16 protein-coding genes are annotated in these 17,620 nt (G+C 65.2%); 13 read left to right on the top strand and 3 right to left on the bottom strand.

Annotated elements, in window-relative coordinates; translation table 11 throughout:
- Positions 1–138: 138 nt before the first annotated feature.
- Positions 139–1,317 carry an acetyl-CoA C-acetyltransferase gene (locus ACFPQ5_RS05240; RefSeq protein WP_379752217.1) on the bottom strand — a complete coding sequence of 393 codons (1,179 nt, stop codon included), beginning with the start codon at positions 1,315–1,317 and terminating at the stop codon, positions 139–141.
- A 356-nt stretch (positions 1,318–1,673) separates the two neighbouring features.
- Here ACFPQ5_RS05240 and minC point away from each other — a divergent pair, with 356 nt between their 5' ends.
- The 12 genes from minC to ACFPQ5_RS05180 all read left to right on the top strand — a co-directional run bounded on the left by minC (position 1,674) and on the right by ACFPQ5_RS05180 (position 13,994).
- Positions 1,674–2,465: a septum site-determining protein MinC gene (gene minC, locus ACFPQ5_RS05235; protein ID WP_379752216.1), complete on the top strand. Its 792-nt coding sequence runs from the start codon at positions 1,674–1,676 to the stop codon at positions 2,463–2,465.
- A 59-nt stretch (positions 2,466–2,524) separates the two neighbouring features.
- Entirely contained in the window at positions 2,525–3,340 is an 816-nt protein-coding gene (minD, locus tag ACFPQ5_RS05230) for a septum site-determining protein MinD (RefSeq protein WP_379752215.1), read from the top strand.
- 1 nt (position 3,341) lies between these two features.
- The gene (gene minE, locus ACFPQ5_RS05225) at positions 3,342–3,593 is read left to right on the top strand and encodes a cell division topological specificity factor MinE (RefSeq protein ID WP_136221750.1); all 252 of its coding nucleotides are present in this window, start codon (positions 3,342–3,344) and stop codon (positions 3,591–3,593) included.
- A gap of 352 nt (positions 3,594–3,945) precedes the next feature.
- Entirely contained in the window at positions 3,946–4,638 is a 693-nt protein-coding gene (locus ACFPQ5_RS05220) for a response regulator transcription factor (protein ID WP_379752214.1), read from the top strand.
- A 158-nt stretch (positions 4,639–4,796) separates the two neighbouring features.
- Complete coding sequence (gene hemA, locus ACFPQ5_RS05215; protein ID WP_379752213.1) at positions 4,797–6,077, top strand: glutamyl-tRNA reductase; 1,281 nt, start codon at positions 4,797–4,799, stop codon at positions 6,075–6,077.
- Between the two features lie 83 nt (positions 6,078–6,160).
- Entirely contained in the window at positions 6,161–7,237 is a 1,077-nt protein-coding gene (prfA, locus tag ACFPQ5_RS05210) for a peptide chain release factor 1 (protein WP_379752212.1), read from the top strand.
- Positions 7,238–7,334: 97 nt separating this feature from the next.
- The gene (locus ACFPQ5_RS05205) at positions 7,335–7,811 is read left to right on the top strand and encodes a disulfide bond formation protein B (RefSeq protein WP_379752211.1); all 477 of its coding nucleotides are present in this window, start codon (positions 7,335–7,337) and stop codon (positions 7,809–7,811) included.
- A complete protein-coding gene (gene prmC / locus ACFPQ5_RS05200; protein WP_379752210.1) occupies positions 7,808–8,629 on the top strand; it encodes a peptide chain release factor N(5)-glutamine methyltransferase in 822 nt (273 codons plus the stop codon). Before ACFPQ5_RS05205 ends, prmC begins: the two co-directional genes overlap by 4 nt.
- Before the next feature lie 72 nt (positions 8,630–8,701).
- Entirely contained in the window at positions 8,702–10,798 is a 2,097-nt protein-coding gene (locus tag ACFPQ5_RS05195) for a DUF885 domain-containing protein (RefSeq protein ID WP_379752209.1), read from the top strand.
- A 78-nt stretch (positions 10,799–10,876) separates the two neighbouring features.
- Complete coding sequence (gene gshA / locus ACFPQ5_RS05190; RefSeq protein WP_379752208.1) at positions 10,877–12,475, top strand: glutamate--cysteine ligase; 1,599 nt, start codon at positions 10,877–10,879, stop codon at positions 12,473–12,475.
- A 17-nt stretch (positions 12,476–12,492) separates the two neighbouring features.
- Positions 12,493–13,530, top strand: coding sequence for a histone deacetylase family protein (locus ACFPQ5_RS05185; RefSeq protein ID WP_379752207.1), 1,038 nt, complete (start codon positions 12,493–12,495; stop codon positions 13,528–13,530).
- Positions 13,531–13,541: 11 nt separating this feature from the next.
- Entirely contained in the window at positions 13,542–13,994 is a 453-nt protein-coding gene (locus tag ACFPQ5_RS05180) for a GNAT family N-acetyltransferase (protein ID WP_379752206.1), read from the top strand.
- A gap of 27 nt (positions 13,995–14,021) precedes the next feature.
- Here ACFPQ5_RS05180 and ACFPQ5_RS05175 read toward each other — a convergent pair whose 3' ends face one another.
- Positions 14,022–14,462 (bottom strand): FKBP-type peptidyl-prolyl cis-trans isomerase, encoded by a 441-nt coding sequence (locus ACFPQ5_RS05175; RefSeq protein WP_379752205.1) that lies wholly within the window; start codon positions 14,460–14,462, stop codon positions 14,022–14,024.
- 101 nt (positions 14,463–14,563) lie between these two features.
- The gene (locus ACFPQ5_RS05170; protein ID WP_379752204.1) at positions 14,564–16,441 is read right to left on the bottom strand and encodes a potassium transporter Kup; all 1,878 of its coding nucleotides are present in this window, start codon (positions 16,439–16,441) and stop codon (positions 14,564–14,566) included.
- Between the two features lie 251 nt (positions 16,442–16,692).
- On the opposite strand from ACFPQ5_RS05170, the gene rarD reads away from it, so the two are divergent.
- On the top strand, positions 16,693–17,586 hold the full coding sequence (gene rarD, locus ACFPQ5_RS05165) for an EamA family transporter RarD (RefSeq protein WP_379752203.1): 894 nt from the start codon (positions 16,693–16,695) through the stop codon (positions 17,584–17,586).
- Positions 17,587–17,620 lie beyond the last annotated feature (34 nt).

The following is a 17,620-nucleotide window of genomic DNA, read 5'->3' as shown; positions in this document are numbered from 1 at the left end:
CCTTGATAAACCTACTGCGCGTCGGAGTGTCGGCCTGCGGTGCTCGCTGTACATTCGTACAGCTCCGCTCCTCAGCCAACACTCCTTCCGCTCGCTACGGTTTCTCAAGGCCCCGATACTTCACTACAAAAGCATGCTTCAGTCGCGCTCGACCGCCAGCGCCACGCCCATACCGCCGCCGATGCACAGGCTGGCCAGGCCGCGCTTGGCATCGCGCCGGATCATTTCGTGCAGCAGGGTCACCAGCACGCGCGCACCGGACGCGCCGATCGGGTGGCCCAGTGCGATGGCGCCGCCGTTGACGTTGATCTTCGACGTATCCCAGCCCATTTCCTTGTTGACCGCCACCGCTTGCGCGGCAAAGGCTTCGTTGATTTCCATCAGGTCGACCTGGTCATGGGTCCAGCCGGCCTTTTGCAGGCACAGGCGCGAAGCCGACACCGGGCCCATGCCCATGATGGTCGGGTCCAGGCCCGAGGACGAATAGGCCTTGATGCGCGCCAGCGGGGTCAGGCCCAGTTCGCGCGCTTTCGAGGCGCTCATCATGATCACGGCGGCGGCGCCGTCGTTCAGGCCGGAGGCGTTGCCGGCGGTGACGGTGCCTTCCTTGTTGAAGGCCGGACGCAGGCTGGCCAGCGCCTCGATCGTGCTGCCCGCTTTCGGATACTCGTCGGTATCGAACACGACGGTGCCCTTCTTCGAAGCGATCTCGACCGGGATGATCTCGTCCTTGAACTTGCCGGCGGCCTGCGCGGCTTCGGCCTTCAGTTGCGAATTCAGCGCGAACTCGTCCTGCTCGGCGCGCGAGATCTCATACTTGCGTGCGACGTTCTCGGCGGTGACGCCCATGTGGTACTGGTTGTACACGTCCCACAGGCCGTCCACGATCATGGTGTCGACCAGTTTGGCGTCGCCCATGCGGAAGCCGTCGCGCGAGCCGTTCAGCACGTGCGGCGAGGCGCTCATGTTTTCCTGGCCGCCGGCAATCACGATGCTGGCGTCGCCGCAGCGGATCGCCTGGGTGGCGAGATGGGTCGCCTTCAGGCCGCTGCCGCAGACTTTGTTGATGGTGTACGCCGGCACCATGTCGGGCAAGCCGGCCTTGATGACGGCCTGGCGTGCCGGGTTCTGGCCGGCGCCGGCGGTCAGCACCTGGCCCATGATGACTTCGCTCACGGTGGCGGGATCGATGCCGGTTTTCGCCAGCAGCTGGCGAATCACTTGCGCGCCGAGTTCGGCGGCGGGGATCTTGGCGAGGGACCCGCCGAATTTGCCGACCGCGGTGCGGCCGGCGGCTACGATGACGACGTCTTCCATTGTTCTCTCCAGTTCTGGCTGAGCCAGGTTGATAGGCAGCAATACGCTCGATGCGCTCTATGGCGATAGGTGGGTACCCTGGTGGGATACGTGGCTGCCGATTCGGCCCGGCGGAAACCTCGGATGTTAGGTTTCTCGCCTGCGTTTACGTTTGAGCGAAGTCAATCTTATCAGCTTATCCACGGAAAACAACCAGTAAAGCCGATAGGTTGATAAGGGGTTTCCACACGATGATTTCCAGCAAAGTAAGGAACGCCGCTGCAGCCCCAGTTGCCCTATGGAATGATGGGGGAAATGCCTCCCTTTTCAGCAAATTTCACAGTAGAATGCACGGGCTAATCCAACCTGAACCGTTTATGTCGAAAAGCCCGTCCAGCCTGCCCATCGAAATCAAGATTTCCACGGTCGTCGCGATCTCCGCGATCCTCCACTCGAGCGACCCGATTGCGATCGATGCGGCCCTCAAGCAAATGACCGGCGGCGTCTCGGACTTCTTCGACGATGAATTCGCGGTGATCGACGTCGGCGCCATTGCCGCCGAGACGCCTTACATCGACTGGCGCGCGCTGGTCGACCTGCTGAAGAAATACCGCCTGAACGCGGTCGCCGTGCGCGGCGCGACGCCGGACATGAGCGAGGCCGTCAAGGCCCTCGGCCTGGCGCTCGACGATGGCGCCGCCGGCGCCGACCGTGCGCGCGAAGACGTGGCGGCCGCCACCGCGGCCAGCGCCGCCGTGAGCATCGCCCCGGTGGCCGCGCCGGCGCCCCAGCCGGCACCGCAGCCGCAGGCGCCGCAGACGGTGGCGCTGCCGGCGATGATCGTCGACACCCCGGTGCGTGCCGGCCAGCGCGTGTATGCGCGCGGCTGCGACCTGATCATCACGGCAGCGGTGAACAATGGCGCCGAAATCATCGCCGACGGCAGCATCCACGTGTATGCGCCGATGCACGGCCGCGCGCTGGCCGGCGCCTCCGGGAATGCGCAGTCGCGCATCTTCGGCTTGTCGCTGCAGCCGGAACTGGTGTCGATCGCCGGCGTGTACCGCACCTTCGACGACGGCTTCCCGGCCGAGCTGGCACGCCAGCCGGCACAAATTCGCCTGGTCGGCGACCGGATCGATATATCATCTCTTACTTCGCATCGCTGACTCCGGCTTCGTCGCGCGCATAGGCAAGACATAGACCAGATACTGTAAAGGACATTTTTGTGGCAAGAATTATTGTTGTGACGTCCGGCAAGGGCGGCGTGGGCAAAACCACCTCGAGCGCAAGCTTCTCTACCGGCCTGGCCCTGCGCGGCCACAAGACCGCCGTGCTGGACTTCGACGTCGGCCTGCGTAACCTCGACCTGATCATGGGCTGCGAACGCCGCGTGGTGTACGACCTGGTCAACGTGGTGAATGGCGAAGCGACGCTGAACCAGGCCCTGATCAAGGACAAGCACTGCGAAAACCTGTTCATCCTGCCGGCGTCGCAAACGCGCGACAAGGATGCCCTGTCGGAAGACGGCATCGAACGCGTGCTCAACGAGCTGATCCAGATGGGCTTCGAGTACATCATCTGCGATTCGCCGGCCGGCATCGAGCACGGCGCCCTGATGGCCCTGACCTTCGCCGACGAGGCGCTGATCGTGACCAACCCGGAAGTGTCCTCAGTGCGCGATTCGGACCGCATCCTCGGCATCATCCAGGCCAAGTCGCGCCGCGCCCAGACCGGCGGCGAGCCGGTCAAGGAGCACCTCTTGATTACCCGCTATTCGCCGAAGCGCGTCGAAAACGACGAAATGCTCTCTTACCAGGACGTGCAGGAAATTCTGCGCATTCCGCTGATCGGCATCATCCCGGAATCGGAATCGGTGCTGCACGCCTCGAACCAGGGCAATCCGGCAATTCACTTCAAGGGCACCGACGTGGCCGAAGCCTATGAAGACGTGGTCGCCCGCTTCCTGGGCGAAGAACGTCCGCTGCGCTTCACGAACTACGAAAAGCCGGGCCTGCTGCAGCGCATCTTTGGAACCAAGTGATATGGCCCTGCTCTCATTCCTGTTCCCCGAAAAGAAGAAGAGCGCGAACGCAGCCAAGGAACGGCTGCAGATCATCATCGCCCGCGAGCGCACCAACCGTGCCGGCCCCGACTTCCTGCCGGCGCTGCACCGCGAACTGATCGAAGTGATTTCGAAGTACACCAAGGTCAACGCGGACGACATCAAGATCTCGCTCGACCGCCAGGGCAACCTGGAAGTGCTCGACGTCAACGTGGTGCTGCCGGACGCCTGAGTCCCGCCGCCCTCTCCCACAACGGCAGCCTCGCGCTGCCGTTTGTTTTTCCGCCCGCCTTTTTCTCGAATACGACACAAAGCTGTGATGCCGGCAAAAGATGTTGTTTTTTTGTCGTGAATGTTGCATTTCAGCCGCATTCGGGCAAGCTGCACTCCTACATCATCGAACTGTCGAAATTGAGTCTTTACCGGGCTACACACCCTGCATACACCCGCAATCGGGCTCCCCGACTGGCTCCGCGATCAAAAACAGAAGTTTACGAGTAGCATTATTTTGTGAAAGTCTGTTATAGTCGGTTTAACCTTGTAGGAGGGCTCCTACAGTACGACTTTAACAATTGCGTGCCTCCATGAGAATAGCCGTCCTCGATAGTGACCGTAGCCAGGCAGACCTGGTTTGCCAGGTGCTCAGCGCCGCTGGCCATAGCTGCCAGTTTTTTGACAATGGCAAGGAAATGCTGGCGCAGATGCGCAAGGACAGCACTGACCTCCTGATCATGGACTGGCCCACCGGCGACCTCGAAGCCGCCGACATCCTGCGCCGCGCCAAGGAAAAAATGTCGCCCGACGCACCGGCGATGTTCCTCGTCAGCGGCAACGCCGAAGACGACATCGTGGCCGGCATGACCGCCGGCGCCGACGACTACCTGGTCAAACCGCTGCGCCGCGGCGAACTGGTGGCGCGCGTCTCGGCCCTGCTGCGCCGCGCCTACCCGGCCCAGACCGGCACCGAACAGCTGCAATTCGGCTCCTACGTGTTCGAAACGCGCCCGGGCCGCCTGCTGAAGGACGGCAGCGTCATCGACGTCACCCAGAAAGAGTTTTATCTGGCCCTGCTGTTCTTCCGGAATATCGGCCGCCCGCTGTCGCGTGCCTACATCCACGAATCGGTCTGGGTCCGCGAAACGGCCGTGCCGTCGCGCACCATGGACACCCACGTTTCGCGCGTGCGCAACAAGCTCAGTCTGCGTCCGGAAAACGGTTTCAGGCTGGTGCCGGTGTATAGCTACGGTTATCGCCTGGAAAAGCTGGGGGCGCAATAATTCGTAGGGTGGGCGCCCCGTGCCCACCGCCGTTATCGCCCCGTTGGCCACCGCTGTGCAACGTTCCGCGTGGGCACAGAGTGCCCACCCTACGAGCCCATGAAAGCCTGCGCGCATGCGGGTATAATGGGCCTGTCCGTTTCCCCATTTCCTCCAGCATGCAACTGCTCGCCGTTGGCCTGAACCACACGACCGCACCGGTCTCGCTGCGCGAGCAGCTGGCGCTCGGGCCCGAACAGCTGGGACGGGCCGTCCACGCGGCGCGCGAATGGTTCGGCCGCTTCGGCGGCGATGCCCCTGGCGGCGATGAAGCGGCCATCCTCTCCACCTGCAACCGCACCGAACTGTACGCCGCCAGCGGCGTGCCGCATCCGCTCGACGCTTCCGCCCAGTTCCTGGCGCACTACCACGCACTCAATTTCGCCGAGCTGCGCCCGCACCTCTACATGCTGCCCCAGGACGACGCCGTGCGCCACGCCTTCCGCGTCGCCTCGGGCCTCGATTCGATGGTGCTGGGCGAGCCGCAGATCCTCGGCCAGATGAAGGACGCGGTGCGCACGGCCGAGGAAGCCGGGGGCCTCGGCACCTATCTGCACCAGCTGTTCCAGCGCAGTTTTGCAGTGGCGAAGGAAGTGCGCACCACCACCGAAATCGGCGCCCACAGCGTCTCGATGGCGGCGGCCTGCGTGCGCCTGTCGCAGCGCATTTTCGACAGCATTTCGGACCAGCACGTGCTGTTCATCGGCGCCGGCGAGATGATCGAACTGTGCGCCGCCCACTTCGCGGCCCAGAACCCGAAATCGATCACCATCGCCAACCGCAGCATGGAACGCGGCGAATCGCTCGCCACGCGCCTAAACGGCCGCGCGATCCGCCTGGCCGACCTGCCGCAGCAACTGCACCAGTTCGACATCGTCGTCTCCTGCACCGCGTCCACGCTACCGCTGATCGGCCTCGGCCTGGTCGAGCGCGCCATTAAGGCGCGCCGGCATCGTCCGGTCTTCATGGCCGATCTCGCCGTCCCACGCGACATCGAGCCGGAAGTGGCGCGATTGGACGACGTGTTCCTGTACACCGTCGACGACCTGGCGCAAGTGGTGCAGACCGGCATGGAAAGCCGGCAGGCCGCCGTTGCGCAGGCAGAGGCCATCATCGAGACCCGGGTCGCCTCCTTCATGCACTGGATCGGCGACCGCGCCGTGGTGCCGGTGATCCAGCAGCTGCACGAGTCGAGCGAGGCGCTGCGCCTGGCCGAACTCGAACGCGCCCGTAAACTCCTCGCCAAAGGCGAAGACGTCGACGCCGTGCTGGAAGCGCTGTCGAAAGGTCTGACCGCGAAATTCCTGCACGGTCCGCAGCAGGCGCTGCACCGCGCCGAAGGCGACGAACGCGCGCGCCTGGCGAACCTGCTGCCGCAGCTGTTCCGCGGCCGCCGTTAGCGTCCCCTTATTTCCGCTTCGCGTCCCCCGTGGACGCGTCCCGGCGCCATGCGCCTCCCGTTTTCACTCTTTCCCGAACCGCTATGAAACCATCGATGCTGGCCAAGCTGGACCAACTTGCGAACCGCCTGGTCGAACTCGACGAACTGCTGGGCCATGAAGGCGCCACCGCCAACATGGACAATTATCGGAAGATGACGAAGGAGCACGCCGAGATCGGCCCGCTCGTCGCCGTGTACCACGAGTACCAGGTCGCCAACGGCGACATCGCCGCCGCCCAGGAGATGCTGGCCGATCCGGAGATGAAGGAATTCGCGCAGGAAGAGATCGAGTCGGCCAAGGCGCGCCTCGCTGCGCTCGACCTCGACTTGCAGAAAATGCTGCTGCCGAAGGACGCCAACGACGAGCGCAACATCTTCCTCGAGATCCGCGCCGGCACCGGCGGCGACGAGTCGGCGCTGTTCGCCGGCGACCTGCTGCGCATGTACACCCGCTTCGCCGAACGCAACCGCTGGCAGGTCGAGATGGTCTCGGAATCTCCCTCGGATCTGGGCGGCTACCGCGAAGTCATCGTGCGCGTGATCGGCAACGGCGTGTATTCAAAGCTGAAATTCGAGTCGGGCGGCCACCGCGTGCAGCGCGTGCCGGCCACCGAAACGCAAGGCCGCATCCATACCTCGGCCTGCACCGTGGCCGTGATGCCGGAAGCGGACGAAGTCGAAGACGTCGACATCAACCCGGCCGACCTGCGCATCGACACCTATCGCGCCTCGGGCGCCGGCGGCCAGCACATTAATAAAACCGATTCGGCCGTGCGCATCACGCACCTGCCGACCGGGATCGTGGTCGAGTGCCAGGACGACCGCAGCCAGCACAAGAACAAGGCGCAAGCGATGAAGGTGCTGGCCGCGCGTATAAAAGACGTGCAGCTGCGCGAACAGCAATCGAAAGAGGCGGCCACCCGCAAGAGCCTGATCGGCTCGGGCGACCGCAGCGAACGCATCCGCACCTACAACTTCCCGCAAGGGCGCCTGACCGACCACCGCATCAACCTGACGCTGTATAAACTCGATTTCATCATGGACGGCGACCTGGGCGAACTGACCAACGCCCTCTCGGCCGAGCACCAGGCCGAACTGCTGGCGGCCCTGGGCGATTAAGTTCACGTTAAGACAATAACGTCTTGCCAATGTGAAAATGCGGGGCGATTCTCTCCTGTGCGAGAATCGCCCATCCTCGATCACGAAAGCCCACGCGATGCCACGTTCCCGTTCCGTCTTGTTCGCCATTTCCTTCGTCAGCTTCGCGCTGGTCGGCGTCGCCCTGTACCTGCAGCACGCGCACGACATGCTGCCCTGCCCGCTGTGCGTGATCCAGCGCTATGCCTTCCTCGGCATCGGCTTTGCCGCTCTCATCGGCGCGCTGAGCCACAAGATCCGTGGCGGGGCGATGATCGCGCTGCTGGCGGCGCTCGGTGGACTGGGAACGGTCGGCAAGCACCTGTATGTGCTGGCGAATCCCGGCTTCTCCTGCGGTATCGATCCGATGGAAACGATGCTGAACAAGATCCCGACGGCGACCTTGCTGCCCTGGCTGTTCCAGGCCGACGGCCTGTGCGAGAACGCGACCGATGGCCTGTTCGGCCTGTCGATCCCGCAGTGGTCGGCGCTCTGGTTCGTGCTGCTGACGATTGGCCTGGTCTGGGTGCTGGTCTCGACGCGGCGCGCACGATGAAGATCGCAGCCGGCGCCACGATCCGGGCGCTGCAAACCGGCCTGCCGCTCGACGCGCTGGAAAACCGCATCCTGCTGTGCCACGCGCTGGGTCTCACGCGCGTCGGGCTGATCACGAACGGCGAACGCGTGCTGACCGAAGAGGAAGCGGCGCGCCTGTCTGCGCTGGTGGAACGCCGTTTGGCCGGCGAACCGATCGCCTACATCGTCGGCCAGCGCGAATTTTACGGTTTGCCCTTCCAGGTGACTCTGGCCGTGCTGATTCCGCGTCCGGATACGGAACTGATCGTCGAACTGGCGCTCGAACGCCTGGCGCCGCAAGCGCGCCTGCTCGACATGGGTACCGGCAGCGGTGCGATCGCCGTGTCGGTGGCGCATACGCGGCCCGATGCGCAGGTCACGGCGCTGGATGTCAGCGAAGAAGCCCTGCATGTGGCACGGGCCAATGCGGCGGCCAATCAGGCCCAGGTCCGCTTCCTGCGCAGCGACTGGTTCGCGGCGCTGGCGGGCGAGACCTTCGACCTGATCGCCTCGAACCCTCCGTATATCGCCTCCGGCGACGAACACCTCGCGCAGGGCGATTTGCGCTTCGAGCCGAGCGGCGCGCTGACCGATTTCGCCGACGGTTTATCGGCGCTGCGCACCATTGTCCAGGGTGCACCCGCGCACCTGGAACAGGGCGGCTGGCTGCTGCTCGAGCATGGCTACGACCAGGCGCAGGCGGTGCGGGACCTACTGGCGGATGCCGGCTATACCGACGTGCAAAGCTGGCGCGACCTGGCAGGGATCGAACGGGTCAGCGGCGGCCGGCGCACGTAAGCCTGCCGCAGCCGGTGCGCGGCCTTCCGGTCGGCGTTGCTACAATGCTCACACCGCCACCTCCCGCTCCCGATGCGACGCCTATTCTCCCTCTTGCTCCTGCTGTCCGCCCTGTCCCATGCCCATGCCGGGCCGGGCCCGGCGGCGGCCCTGTTCGAACGCGACTGGCAGTGGCGCCTGGAACACCAGCCGGAATACGCGACCACGCTCGGCGACCGGCGCTATAACGACCGCCTGTCCGACCTGTCGCTCAGCGCCGTGCGCGCCCGGCGCGAGCACTTGCGCGCCATGCTCGACGAGGCGCGCGCCGTCGACCGCGCGGGCCTGACCGCGCAGGAGCGCCTGTCGCTCGACCTGTTCGTGTTCGAACAGGAGCGCCAGCTGGCCACCCTCGCCTTTTCGCTGGTCGACCCGCAGCTGCTCACCGGCTGGGACGGCCTGCAAGTGCGCCTGCCGCGCCTGGTGGCGCAGACGCCTTTTGCCGTCGAGGAGGATTATCGCAACTACATCGCGCGCCTGAACGCCCTGCCCGCGCACGTGGACGGTTTGATCGAGCAGCTGCGCGAAGGGATCAAGACCGGCTGGACGGCGCCGAAAGCCAGCATGCGCGCCGTCCCCGAGCAGTTGCGCGCCCTGCGCGAGCGCCTGGGCGACGGTCCGCTGGGCGCGCCGCTGCGCCGCATTCCCGCCACCATCGATGCCAAACTACGCGAGGAGTTGCTGGCCGCCGGCACCCAGGCGCTGAACGACAGCGCCGGCCCCGCCCTGCGCCGGCTCGAAGATTTCATCAAGACCGACTACCTGCCGGCGGCGCGCGACACCCTCGGCGCCTCCAGCTTCCCCGGCGGCCCCGGCTATTACGCCTTCCTGGCCCGCAATGCCACGGGCAGCGAGATGACGCCGGCCGAGCTGCATGCGCTGGGTTTGAAGGAGGTCGCGCGCATCCGCATCGCGATGGTGGACACCATCCGGCGCACCGGCTTTCGCGGCAGCCTGCCGCAGTTTCTCGCTTTTGCGCGCGGCGACAAACGCCTGTTTGCGCAAGATGCCGACGCCCTGCTGGCGCGCTACCGCCGCGTGATCGAGCGCGCCCGCATGCGCCTGCCGCTTCTGTTCGGCACGATTCCCGAGGAAGACATCGGCGTCAAGCGCCTCGGCCAGGTGGGCGGCGCCGGCCAGGTGGCGGCGTATTACGAAGCCGGCACGCTGGATCGCAGCGCCGCGCTGGTGGTGAATACCGAGCGTTTAAGCAGCCAGCCGCTGTGGGAAGTCGAGACCCTGGCCCTGCACGAAGCCGTGCCCGGCCACCACCTGCAGGTGGCGCGCGCCCGCGCGCTGCGCGAATTGCCCGCTTTCCGGCGCAAGGGCTGGAACGACGCCTATGGCGAAGGCTGGGCCACCTATGCCGAGGGCCTGGGTCCGGAACTGGGCTTTTTCAAGGATCCGTTCTCCCGCTTCGGCTACCTGAACGACGAGCTGTTTCGCGCCGCGCGCCTGGTGATCGACACCGGCATCCACGCCCTCGGCTGGCCGCGCCAGCAGGCGCTCGACTACCTGAACGCGAATACGGCCAACACGCTGCAGGACAACGAGGTCGAGATCGACCGCTACATCGCCCAGCCGGCCCAGGCCCTGAGCTACAAGGCGGGGCAGCTGCGTTTCACGGCCCTGCGCGAAAAGGCGCAGGCCGCGCTGGGACCGCGTTTCGACGTGCGCCGCTTCCATGACGCCCTGCTCGGCAACGGCGTGCTGCCGCTGCCGCTGCTCGAGCGCGAGATGGGCAAGTGGGTGCAAGCGCAGCTCGGTGCAGCGGAGACGCCGGCGCCGACGGAAGCGGCAAAGGCCCCGGCCACGGCTGCTCCCGCGACGGCGCCTGCCACGGCCCCTGCTGCTCCTGCCGCGACACCTGCGCCGGCCGCCGTCAAGCCGCCTGCAACGGGCGCGCCTGCCGCTCCCGCTACACCGGCAAAGCCGGTCCCGGCCCCGGTCAAGCCACCGGCCGAGACGCCCGCGCCTCCTGCCACCGCACCCGTCAAACCCGCGCCGCCCGCACCCGCAGCGGGCGCCGACAAGCGTCCCGGCGAGCTGCCGGCGGCCGGGATCACGCCGCCCTTGGAGCACCCCGGCCCGGTCGCCGAGCCGGCCTTGCCTGGCGCCCTGGAGAAATAAGCCTGGCGCCGACGCGCTGGCCGATTTTCGGTTACTCTCTGCCCAATCGCTATTGGCAGTATAAGAAAGGAAACATCCGTGTCGAACCAACTGACCCGCCGCCTGGCCCTGCTGGACGACGATGCCCACCGTGGCCTGCTTGGCCAGGGCCTGCGCGGCATCGAGCGCGAAACCTTGCGTATCGACCCGCAGGGCCAGCTCGCGCGCACGCCTCATCCGGTCCAGCTCGGCTCGGCGCTCACCAATCCGCAGATCACGACCGACTACGCGGAAGCGCTGCTCGAATTTATCACCCCGGCCGAGCACGACATCGGCGAAGCGCTGCACCGCCTCGACGCGACCCACCGCTTCGCCTATTCGAAGCTGGGCGACGAGATGCTGTGGAGTTCGTCGATGCCGGGAGAATTGCCGCCGGACGAGGAGATCGAGATCGGCTGGTATGGCAAGTCGAATATCGGCATGCTGAAACACGTGTACCGGCGCGGCCTGGCGCTGCGCTACGGTAAGGCCATGCAGTGCATCGCCGGCATCCACTACAACTATTCGCTGCCCGAAGCGCTGTGGAAGCTGATCCTGGCCAGCGACGGCGTGCCGGAAGAGCGGCGCAGCGCCTTGCGCGACTTTCAGTCGGAGAGCTATTTCTCGACCATCCGCAACTTCCGCCGCTACAGCTGGCTGCTGATGTACCTGTTCGGCGCCTCGCCGGCGCTCACCAGGAGCTTCCTGCGCGGCCGCGAGCATGCGCTGGAAACGCTGTCCGAGGACACCCTGTACCTGCCCTACGCGACCAGCCTGCGCATGAGCGACCTGGGTTACCAGAACGATGCCCAATCCGGCCTGCGTCCGCACGAGAACAGTTTAGAGAGCTACGTCACGAGCCTGATGGATGCGGTCAATCGCCCGTATGCGCCGTATGCGGAAGTCGGCACGAAAAGGGATGGCGAGTGGATCCAGCTGTCGACCAACGTCCTGCAGATCGAGAACGAATACTATTCGACGATCCGCCCGAAGCGCGTGATCCGTACCGGCGAGCGTCCGGTGCAGGCGCTGTGCAACCGCGGCGTGCAGTACATCGAGGTGCGCTGCCTGGACGTCGACCCGTTCGAGCCGATCGGCATCAGCGTCGAGACCGGCCGCTTCCTGGATGCGTTTTTACTCTTCTGTACGCTCGAGGAAAGCCCGCTGATCAGCGCCGCCGAAGGGCAGATCCACGCCCGCAATTTCGCGCGCACGGTGAAGGAAGGCCGCAAACCAGGCCTCACGCTCACCCGCGACGGCGAAGAGGTGTTCTTGCAAGCCTGGGCCGACGAGCTGCTCGAACGCATCCGCCCGCTGGCGCGCCTGCTCGACGAAGAGCACAACGAAAGCGGCGTGCACGAAGCCTCGCTGGCCCAGCAAAAGGCCAAGGTCGCCGATCCGGATAAAACGCCTTCGGCGCGGGTGCTGATGGAGGTGCGCAAACTCGGTTCGGCCGCCGCCTTCGGCCTGCAGCAAAGCCGCCTGCACGCAGCCTACTTCCGCGAAAGCCCCTTGATGCCGGCTGAGGAAGCGGTGTTCGCCGAGATGGCGGCCGCCTCGCTGGCCGAACAGGCGATCGTCGAGCAGACGGACACGGGCAGCTTCGACGATTTCGTCGCCGCCTACAACACCAGTACACTGTGCGGTAATCATTCCTGACCCACGGCGGAGCGGCCTTGCTCACTTTTTATAACGAACACCATGCGCAGCACCGCCCGCATTCTTCGCGTGCCCCGGCGTCGTTCGAAAAGTCCGGGCAGGTCGACCTGGTTCTCAATGAATTGCAGCGGCGCGGCCTGGGCGACATCGTCACCCCGCACCGCGCGCCGCTGGTCTCGCTCGAACGCATCCACAGCCCGCGCTACCTGCATTTCTTGCGCAGCGCCTGGAGCGAATGGAGCGCGCTCGATCCGCAGCATGCCGAGCGCGATGCGGCCGCCTCCAACTGGCCGATCCGGGGCACGCGCAGCGACATCGAACCCGACAGTTTTATGGGACGCCTCGGCCTGTACTCGATGGACGCCACGCCGCTCACGGCCGGCACCTGGAATGCGGCCAAGACGGGGGCCGACTGCGCGATCAATGCTGCCCACGCCCTGCGCCTGGGCCGGAAAAGCAGCTTCGCACTGACCCGCCCGGCCGGCCACCATGCCGGCGCCGATTATTTCGGCGGCGGCTGCTTCCTGAACAATGCGGCGCTGGCCGCCCAGCACCTGCTCGACGACGGCCTCAAACGCGTGGCCATCCTCGACATCGATTACCACCACGGCAGCGGCACGCAGGGAATTTTTTATGCCCGCAACGACGTGCTGACGGTCTCGCTCCACGCCGATCCGCGCAGCGACTTCCCGTATTATCTCGGCCACGCCGACGAGACGGGCAGCGGCGAGGGCGATGGCTACAACATGAACCTGCCGCTCGCGCGCGGCGCCAACGCCGCGCACTGGCTGGCGGCGCTGGAGACGGCCTGCATCAAGATCGGCATGGCCGCGCCCGAAGCGCTGGTGGTGTCGCTCGGCGTGGGCGCGCAAGGGAGCGACGCGCAGGCCGCTTTTGCGCTGCACGGCGCCGACTGGCTGCGCATCGGCGAGCGCATCGCCTGGCTCGGACTGCCTACCGCCTTCGTGTTCGAGGGCGGTCGCGAACAGGCCGACATCGGCATCCACACGGTCAACGTACTCGAAGGCTTCGAGACGGCGGCCCACACTTCATAAACGGATTCAGAATGATCGAATGGCAATGGAGCAGCTTCGCGGAGCTGAACGGCGCGGAGCTGTATGAAGTACTGGCCCAGCGCCAGCAGGTATTCATCCTCGAACAAACCTGCCTGTACCCGGACATCGACGGCTACGACCTCGACGCCCACCACCTGCTCGGCTGGCGCGACATCGGCGGCCGGCGCGTACTGGTCGCCTATCTGCGCTGCCTGGCGCCGGGCGCGAAATACGAAGAGATGTCGCTGGGCCGTATCCTGACCACCAACGACACGCGCGGCACCGGCGCAGGGCGCGAACTGGTGGCCCACGGCATCCAGTACGCCGAGCGCCTGCATCCGGGCCACCGCATCCGCATCGGCGCCCAGCAGCGCCTCGAAAAGTTTTATCAAGGCTTCGGCTTCGAGACCGTCTCCGCCCCGTACGACGAAGACGGCATCATGCACATCGACATGCTGCGCTGAGGCGCCGCACGCCTTGCTCCTCGCTGATTACTCGACCTTGGTCAGCTCGACCTCGAACAGTAGGCCCGCGTTCGGCGGAATCGGACCGCGGCCGCTGCTGCCGTAGGCCAGGGTGGAAGGAATCGACAGGCTGCGCTTGCCGCCCACACGCATGCCGGCCAGGCCCTGGTCCCAGCCCGCGATCACGTCGCCCACGCCCAAGGTAAAACTGACCGTGCCGGTCTCGAAATGGGCGCCCTTGTGATCCACAGCGCTGGCGCTGTAATACCAGCCGCTGTAGTTGACGCTGAGCTTCTTGCCGTTGGTGGCGACGGCGCCCGTGCCGACGACGCTGTCGCTCACCACCAGCGTGGCCGGATTGCTGACGGGGATTGCCGGCGTGCTGTCGCCGCCGCCGCCGCCGCCACAGGCGCTCAGGCTCAACAGGGCCGCGCAGCAGGCGGCAAGCAGGGGAAATTTATAGGACATGGACAGGCTCACGCAGGTAGGTGTTTAACAAAAGAAACACCGTACCTTACGTGAGCCATGCATACAAGAGTGTCCGCTTTTTGTCGGGCTTTTGTATCGAATCAGATTTCGACCTGGGTGCCGAGCTCGATGACGCGGTTGGGCGGGATCTGGTAATAGTCGGCGGCGGCGCGGGCATTGCGCGACATGGTGGCGAACAGGTGTTCGCGCCAGGGCGCCATGCCGCGGCCCGGGGTCGAAATCACGGTCTGGCGCGCGATGAAGAAGGAGGTTTCCATCATCTCGAAGGGCAGGCCGAGGCTCGCGCAATGCTGCATCACGTCCGGGATGTGCGGTTCGTCCTTGAAACCGTAGTGCACATTCAGCTGGAAGCAGTTGTGCCCCAGCTCGACCACCTGCACCTGCTCGGCGGGCGCAACCCAGGGTTCTTCGCGAATATGCACGGTCAGGAAGACCACGCGCTCGTGCAAGACCTTGTTGTGCGACAGGTTGTGCAGCAGCGCGTGCGGCACGCCGTCGCTTTCTCCGCGCAGGAAGATCGCGGTGCCGGGCACGCGCGTGGGCGGCCCGACGAACAGGGACGAAAGGAAGGCGTCGAGCGGGATCGCATGCGCTTCCAGGTTTTCGAAGACCAGCTCGCGGCCGCGCTTCCAGGTCAGCATGCCGGTCAGCAGGATCGCGCCCAGCAGCAGCGGGAACCAGCCGCCGTGCAGCAGTTTTAATGTGCTGGCCGAGAACAGGGCGATATCCATCAGCATGAAGAAACCGGTGGCGCCCAGGCATACGACCAGCGGCAGCTTCCAGCGGTAGCGCGTAACGAAGAAGGTCAGCAAGGTGGTGGCGAGCATGGTGGCGGTCACCGCGATGCCGTAGGCGCCGGCCAGGCGGTCCGAGGAACCGAAGCCGATCACGGCGATCAGGACCACGGCCAATTGAATCCAGGTCACGGCCGGAATATAAATCTGGCCGATCTCGCTTTCCGAGGTGTGCAGGATGCGCATGCGCGGCAGCAGGCCGAGCATGATCGCCTGTTTCGTCATCGAATAGGTGCCGGAAATCGTCGCCTGCGAGGCGATCACCGCCGCCATCGTCGACAGCACGACCAAGGGATACACGCTCCAGGTGCCGAGCTGGTGGAAGAAGGGATTTTCGACGGCCGTCGGATCGGTGATCAGGAGGCCGCCCTGGCCAAGATAATTCAGCGCCAGCGCCGGGAACACGATCATGAACCAGGCGACGCGGATCGGCTTCTTGCCGAAGTGGCCCATGTCGGCATACAGGGCTTCGGCGCCGGTCAGGGCCAGCACCACGGCGCCCAGGGCGACGAAAGCGATGAACTGGTTTTCCATGACGAAGCGCGCCGCGTGCAGGGGATTCAGGGCCTGCAGGATCACCGGCGCTTTCGCGATATTGATCACGCCCATGATCGCCAGCGCAGCGAACCAGACGATCATCACCGGTCCGAACCAGCGGCCGATGCCGGCGGTGCCGTGGCGCTGCAGGCTGTACAGGCCGACCAGCACCACCACCGCCAGCGGCACGACGTAGTGCGAGAGCGCCGGCGTCGCCACTTCCAGGCCCTCGATTGCGCCCAGCACGGAAATCGCCGGCGTGATCACGCTGTCGCCATAGAACATGGTGGCGCCGAACACGCCGACCACCATCAGGGGGTAATGCCAGCCCGAGTGGCGGGTCACTGAATTCAGGGCCAGCGCCATCAGCGCCATGATCCCGCCTTCTCCGCGGTTGTCGGCACGGAGCACCAGGGTCACGTATTTCAAAGAGACGATCAGGGTCAGTCCCCAGAAGATCAGGGAAATGATGCCGAGCAGGTTGGGAGTGTTCAGCGCGAGGCCGTGGGTGGGATCGAAGATGGTCTTGAGGGTGTACAGCGGGCTGGTACCGATATCGCCGTAGACGATGCCGACCGCAGCCAGCGTCATGGCCGCCAGGCCGCTTTTATTATTTTGCGACGTCAAGATTGCACCATATTGTTGTTCTGGTGCGGCGCACCATAAAATAACGACAAGAAAATTGCAAGCAGTATTCGATACTGGGTTGGCGCTGCCGGCACGCACGGTGGGTAGTATGGCAAGTGTGCCCGAAGGCGGCTCGGCCGGTCGCGCGTTAGCTCGCCATTTTCAGGACGGCGAGCAAAACGGAGACGGCCGGCAAGGCCGCGCCAATTCGCCGATAATACTCGGCTGGCAACTCTTCTCGTCCATCCCTCATGCGTACCGGCATCCTTTCCGCCGCCCTGGCCTTCTTGTGCTGGGGCCTGTTCCCTTTGTATTTCCACGCCATCGGCGAGGTCCCGCCGCTGCAGATCCTTGCCAACCGCATGCTGTGGTCGCTCGCCTTCCTGCTGATCGTGCTGGCGTTCCGGAAACAATGGCGCTGGCTCGAGCAGGTACGCCAGCCGCGCGTGTTCTGGAGTTTCGTTGCCTCGGCCGTCCTGTTGGCCGGCAACTGGCTGCTGTATATCTGGGCCGTCAACAACGGCCACGTGATCGATGCCAGCCTGGGCTATTTCATTACGCCCCTGTTCAACATTATGCTGGGCTTCCTGATCTTGAAAGAACGGCTGCGTCCCCTGCAGTGGGCCGTGATCGGCATCGCCGCCCTCGGCGTCGCCTGGCTGACCCTGCATGCGGGCAACGTGCCCTGGATCGCGCTCGGACTGGCTGCCAGCTTCGCCGGCTATGGCCTGCTGCGCAAGACCGCGGCCTTGGGCGCGCTCGAGGGTCTCTCCTTTGAAACCATGGTGCTGTTCCCGATCGCCGCCGTGTATGTCGGCTGGCTCACCCTGCACGGCGATAATGCTTTCATCAACACCGCATCCGATACCACGCGCTGGCTGCTGGTGGCAGCCGGACCGATCACGGCGATCCCCCTGCTGCTGTTCGCCAGCGGCGCCCGCAAGATTCCGCTGTCGATCCTCGGCCTGCTGCAATACCTGGGGCCGACCATCCAGTTCCTGCTCGGCGTGCTGCTGTTCAAGGAAGCGTTTACCAATGAGCGCCTGGTCGGCTTCGCCCTGATCTGGAGCGCATTGATCCTGTTCGCCGGAGAAGGCTTATTGCAGCGCGGCCGCACCGTGCCGGCAGCGAAAGTTTCGCGTTAGTTCACGTTAGGGCTGCCCCTGGGGGCGCTTCTAT

This window comes from Massilia suwonensis (assembly GCF_042655665.1).
In the GTDB taxonomy this organism is placed as follows: domain Bacteria; phylum Pseudomonadota; class Gammaproteobacteria; order Burkholderiales; family Burkholderiaceae_D; genus Telluria; species Telluria suwonensis.
Note: the sequence above shows the minus strand (reverse complement) of the source record. Positions and strands in the feature narration are given on the sequence as shown.

Coding starts and splice junctions, on each gene's coding strand:
- hemA (WP_379752213.1), top strand. CDS start 4,797: ATGCAACTGCTCGCCGTTGGCCTGAACCACACGACCGCACCGGTCTCG.
- ACFPQ5_RS05180 (WP_379752206.1), top strand. CDS start 13,542: ATGATCGAATGGCAATGGAGCAGCTTCGCGGAGCTGAACGGCGCGGAG.
- ACFPQ5_RS05175 (WP_379752205.1), bottom strand. CDS start 14,462: ATGTCCTATAAATTTCCCCTGCTTGCCGCCTGCTGCGCGGCCCTGTTG.
- rarD (WP_379752203.1), top strand. CDS start 16,693: ATGCGTACCGGCATCCTTTCCGCCGCCCTGGCCTTCTTGTGCTGGGGC.
- minC (WP_379752216.1), top strand. CDS start 1,674: ATGTCGAAAAGCCCGTCCAGCCTGCCCATCGAAATCAAGATTTCCACG.
- ACFPQ5_RS05240 (WP_379752217.1), bottom strand. CDS start 1,317: ATGGAAGACGTCGTCATCGTAGCCGCCGGCCGCACCGCGGTCGGCAAA.
- prmC (WP_379752210.1), top strand. CDS start 7,808: ATGAAGATCGCAGCCGGCGCCACGATCCGGGCGCTGCAAACCGGCCTG.
- prfA (WP_379752212.1), top strand. CDS start 6,161: ATGAAACCATCGATGCTGGCCAAGCTGGACCAACTTGCGAACCGCCTG.
- minE (WP_136221750.1), top strand. CDS start 3,342: ATGGCCCTGCTCTCATTCCTGTTCCCCGAAAAGAAGAAGAGCGCGAAC.
- ACFPQ5_RS05205 (WP_379752211.1), top strand. CDS start 7,335: ATGCCACGTTCCCGTTCCGTCTTGTTCGCCATTTCCTTCGTCAGCTTC.
- ACFPQ5_RS05195 (WP_379752209.1), top strand. CDS start 8,702: ATGCGACGCCTATTCTCCCTCTTGCTCCTGCTGTCCGCCCTGTCCCAT.
- ACFPQ5_RS05220 (WP_379752214.1), top strand. CDS start 3,946: ATGAGAATAGCCGTCCTCGATAGTGACCGTAGCCAGGCAGACCTGGTT.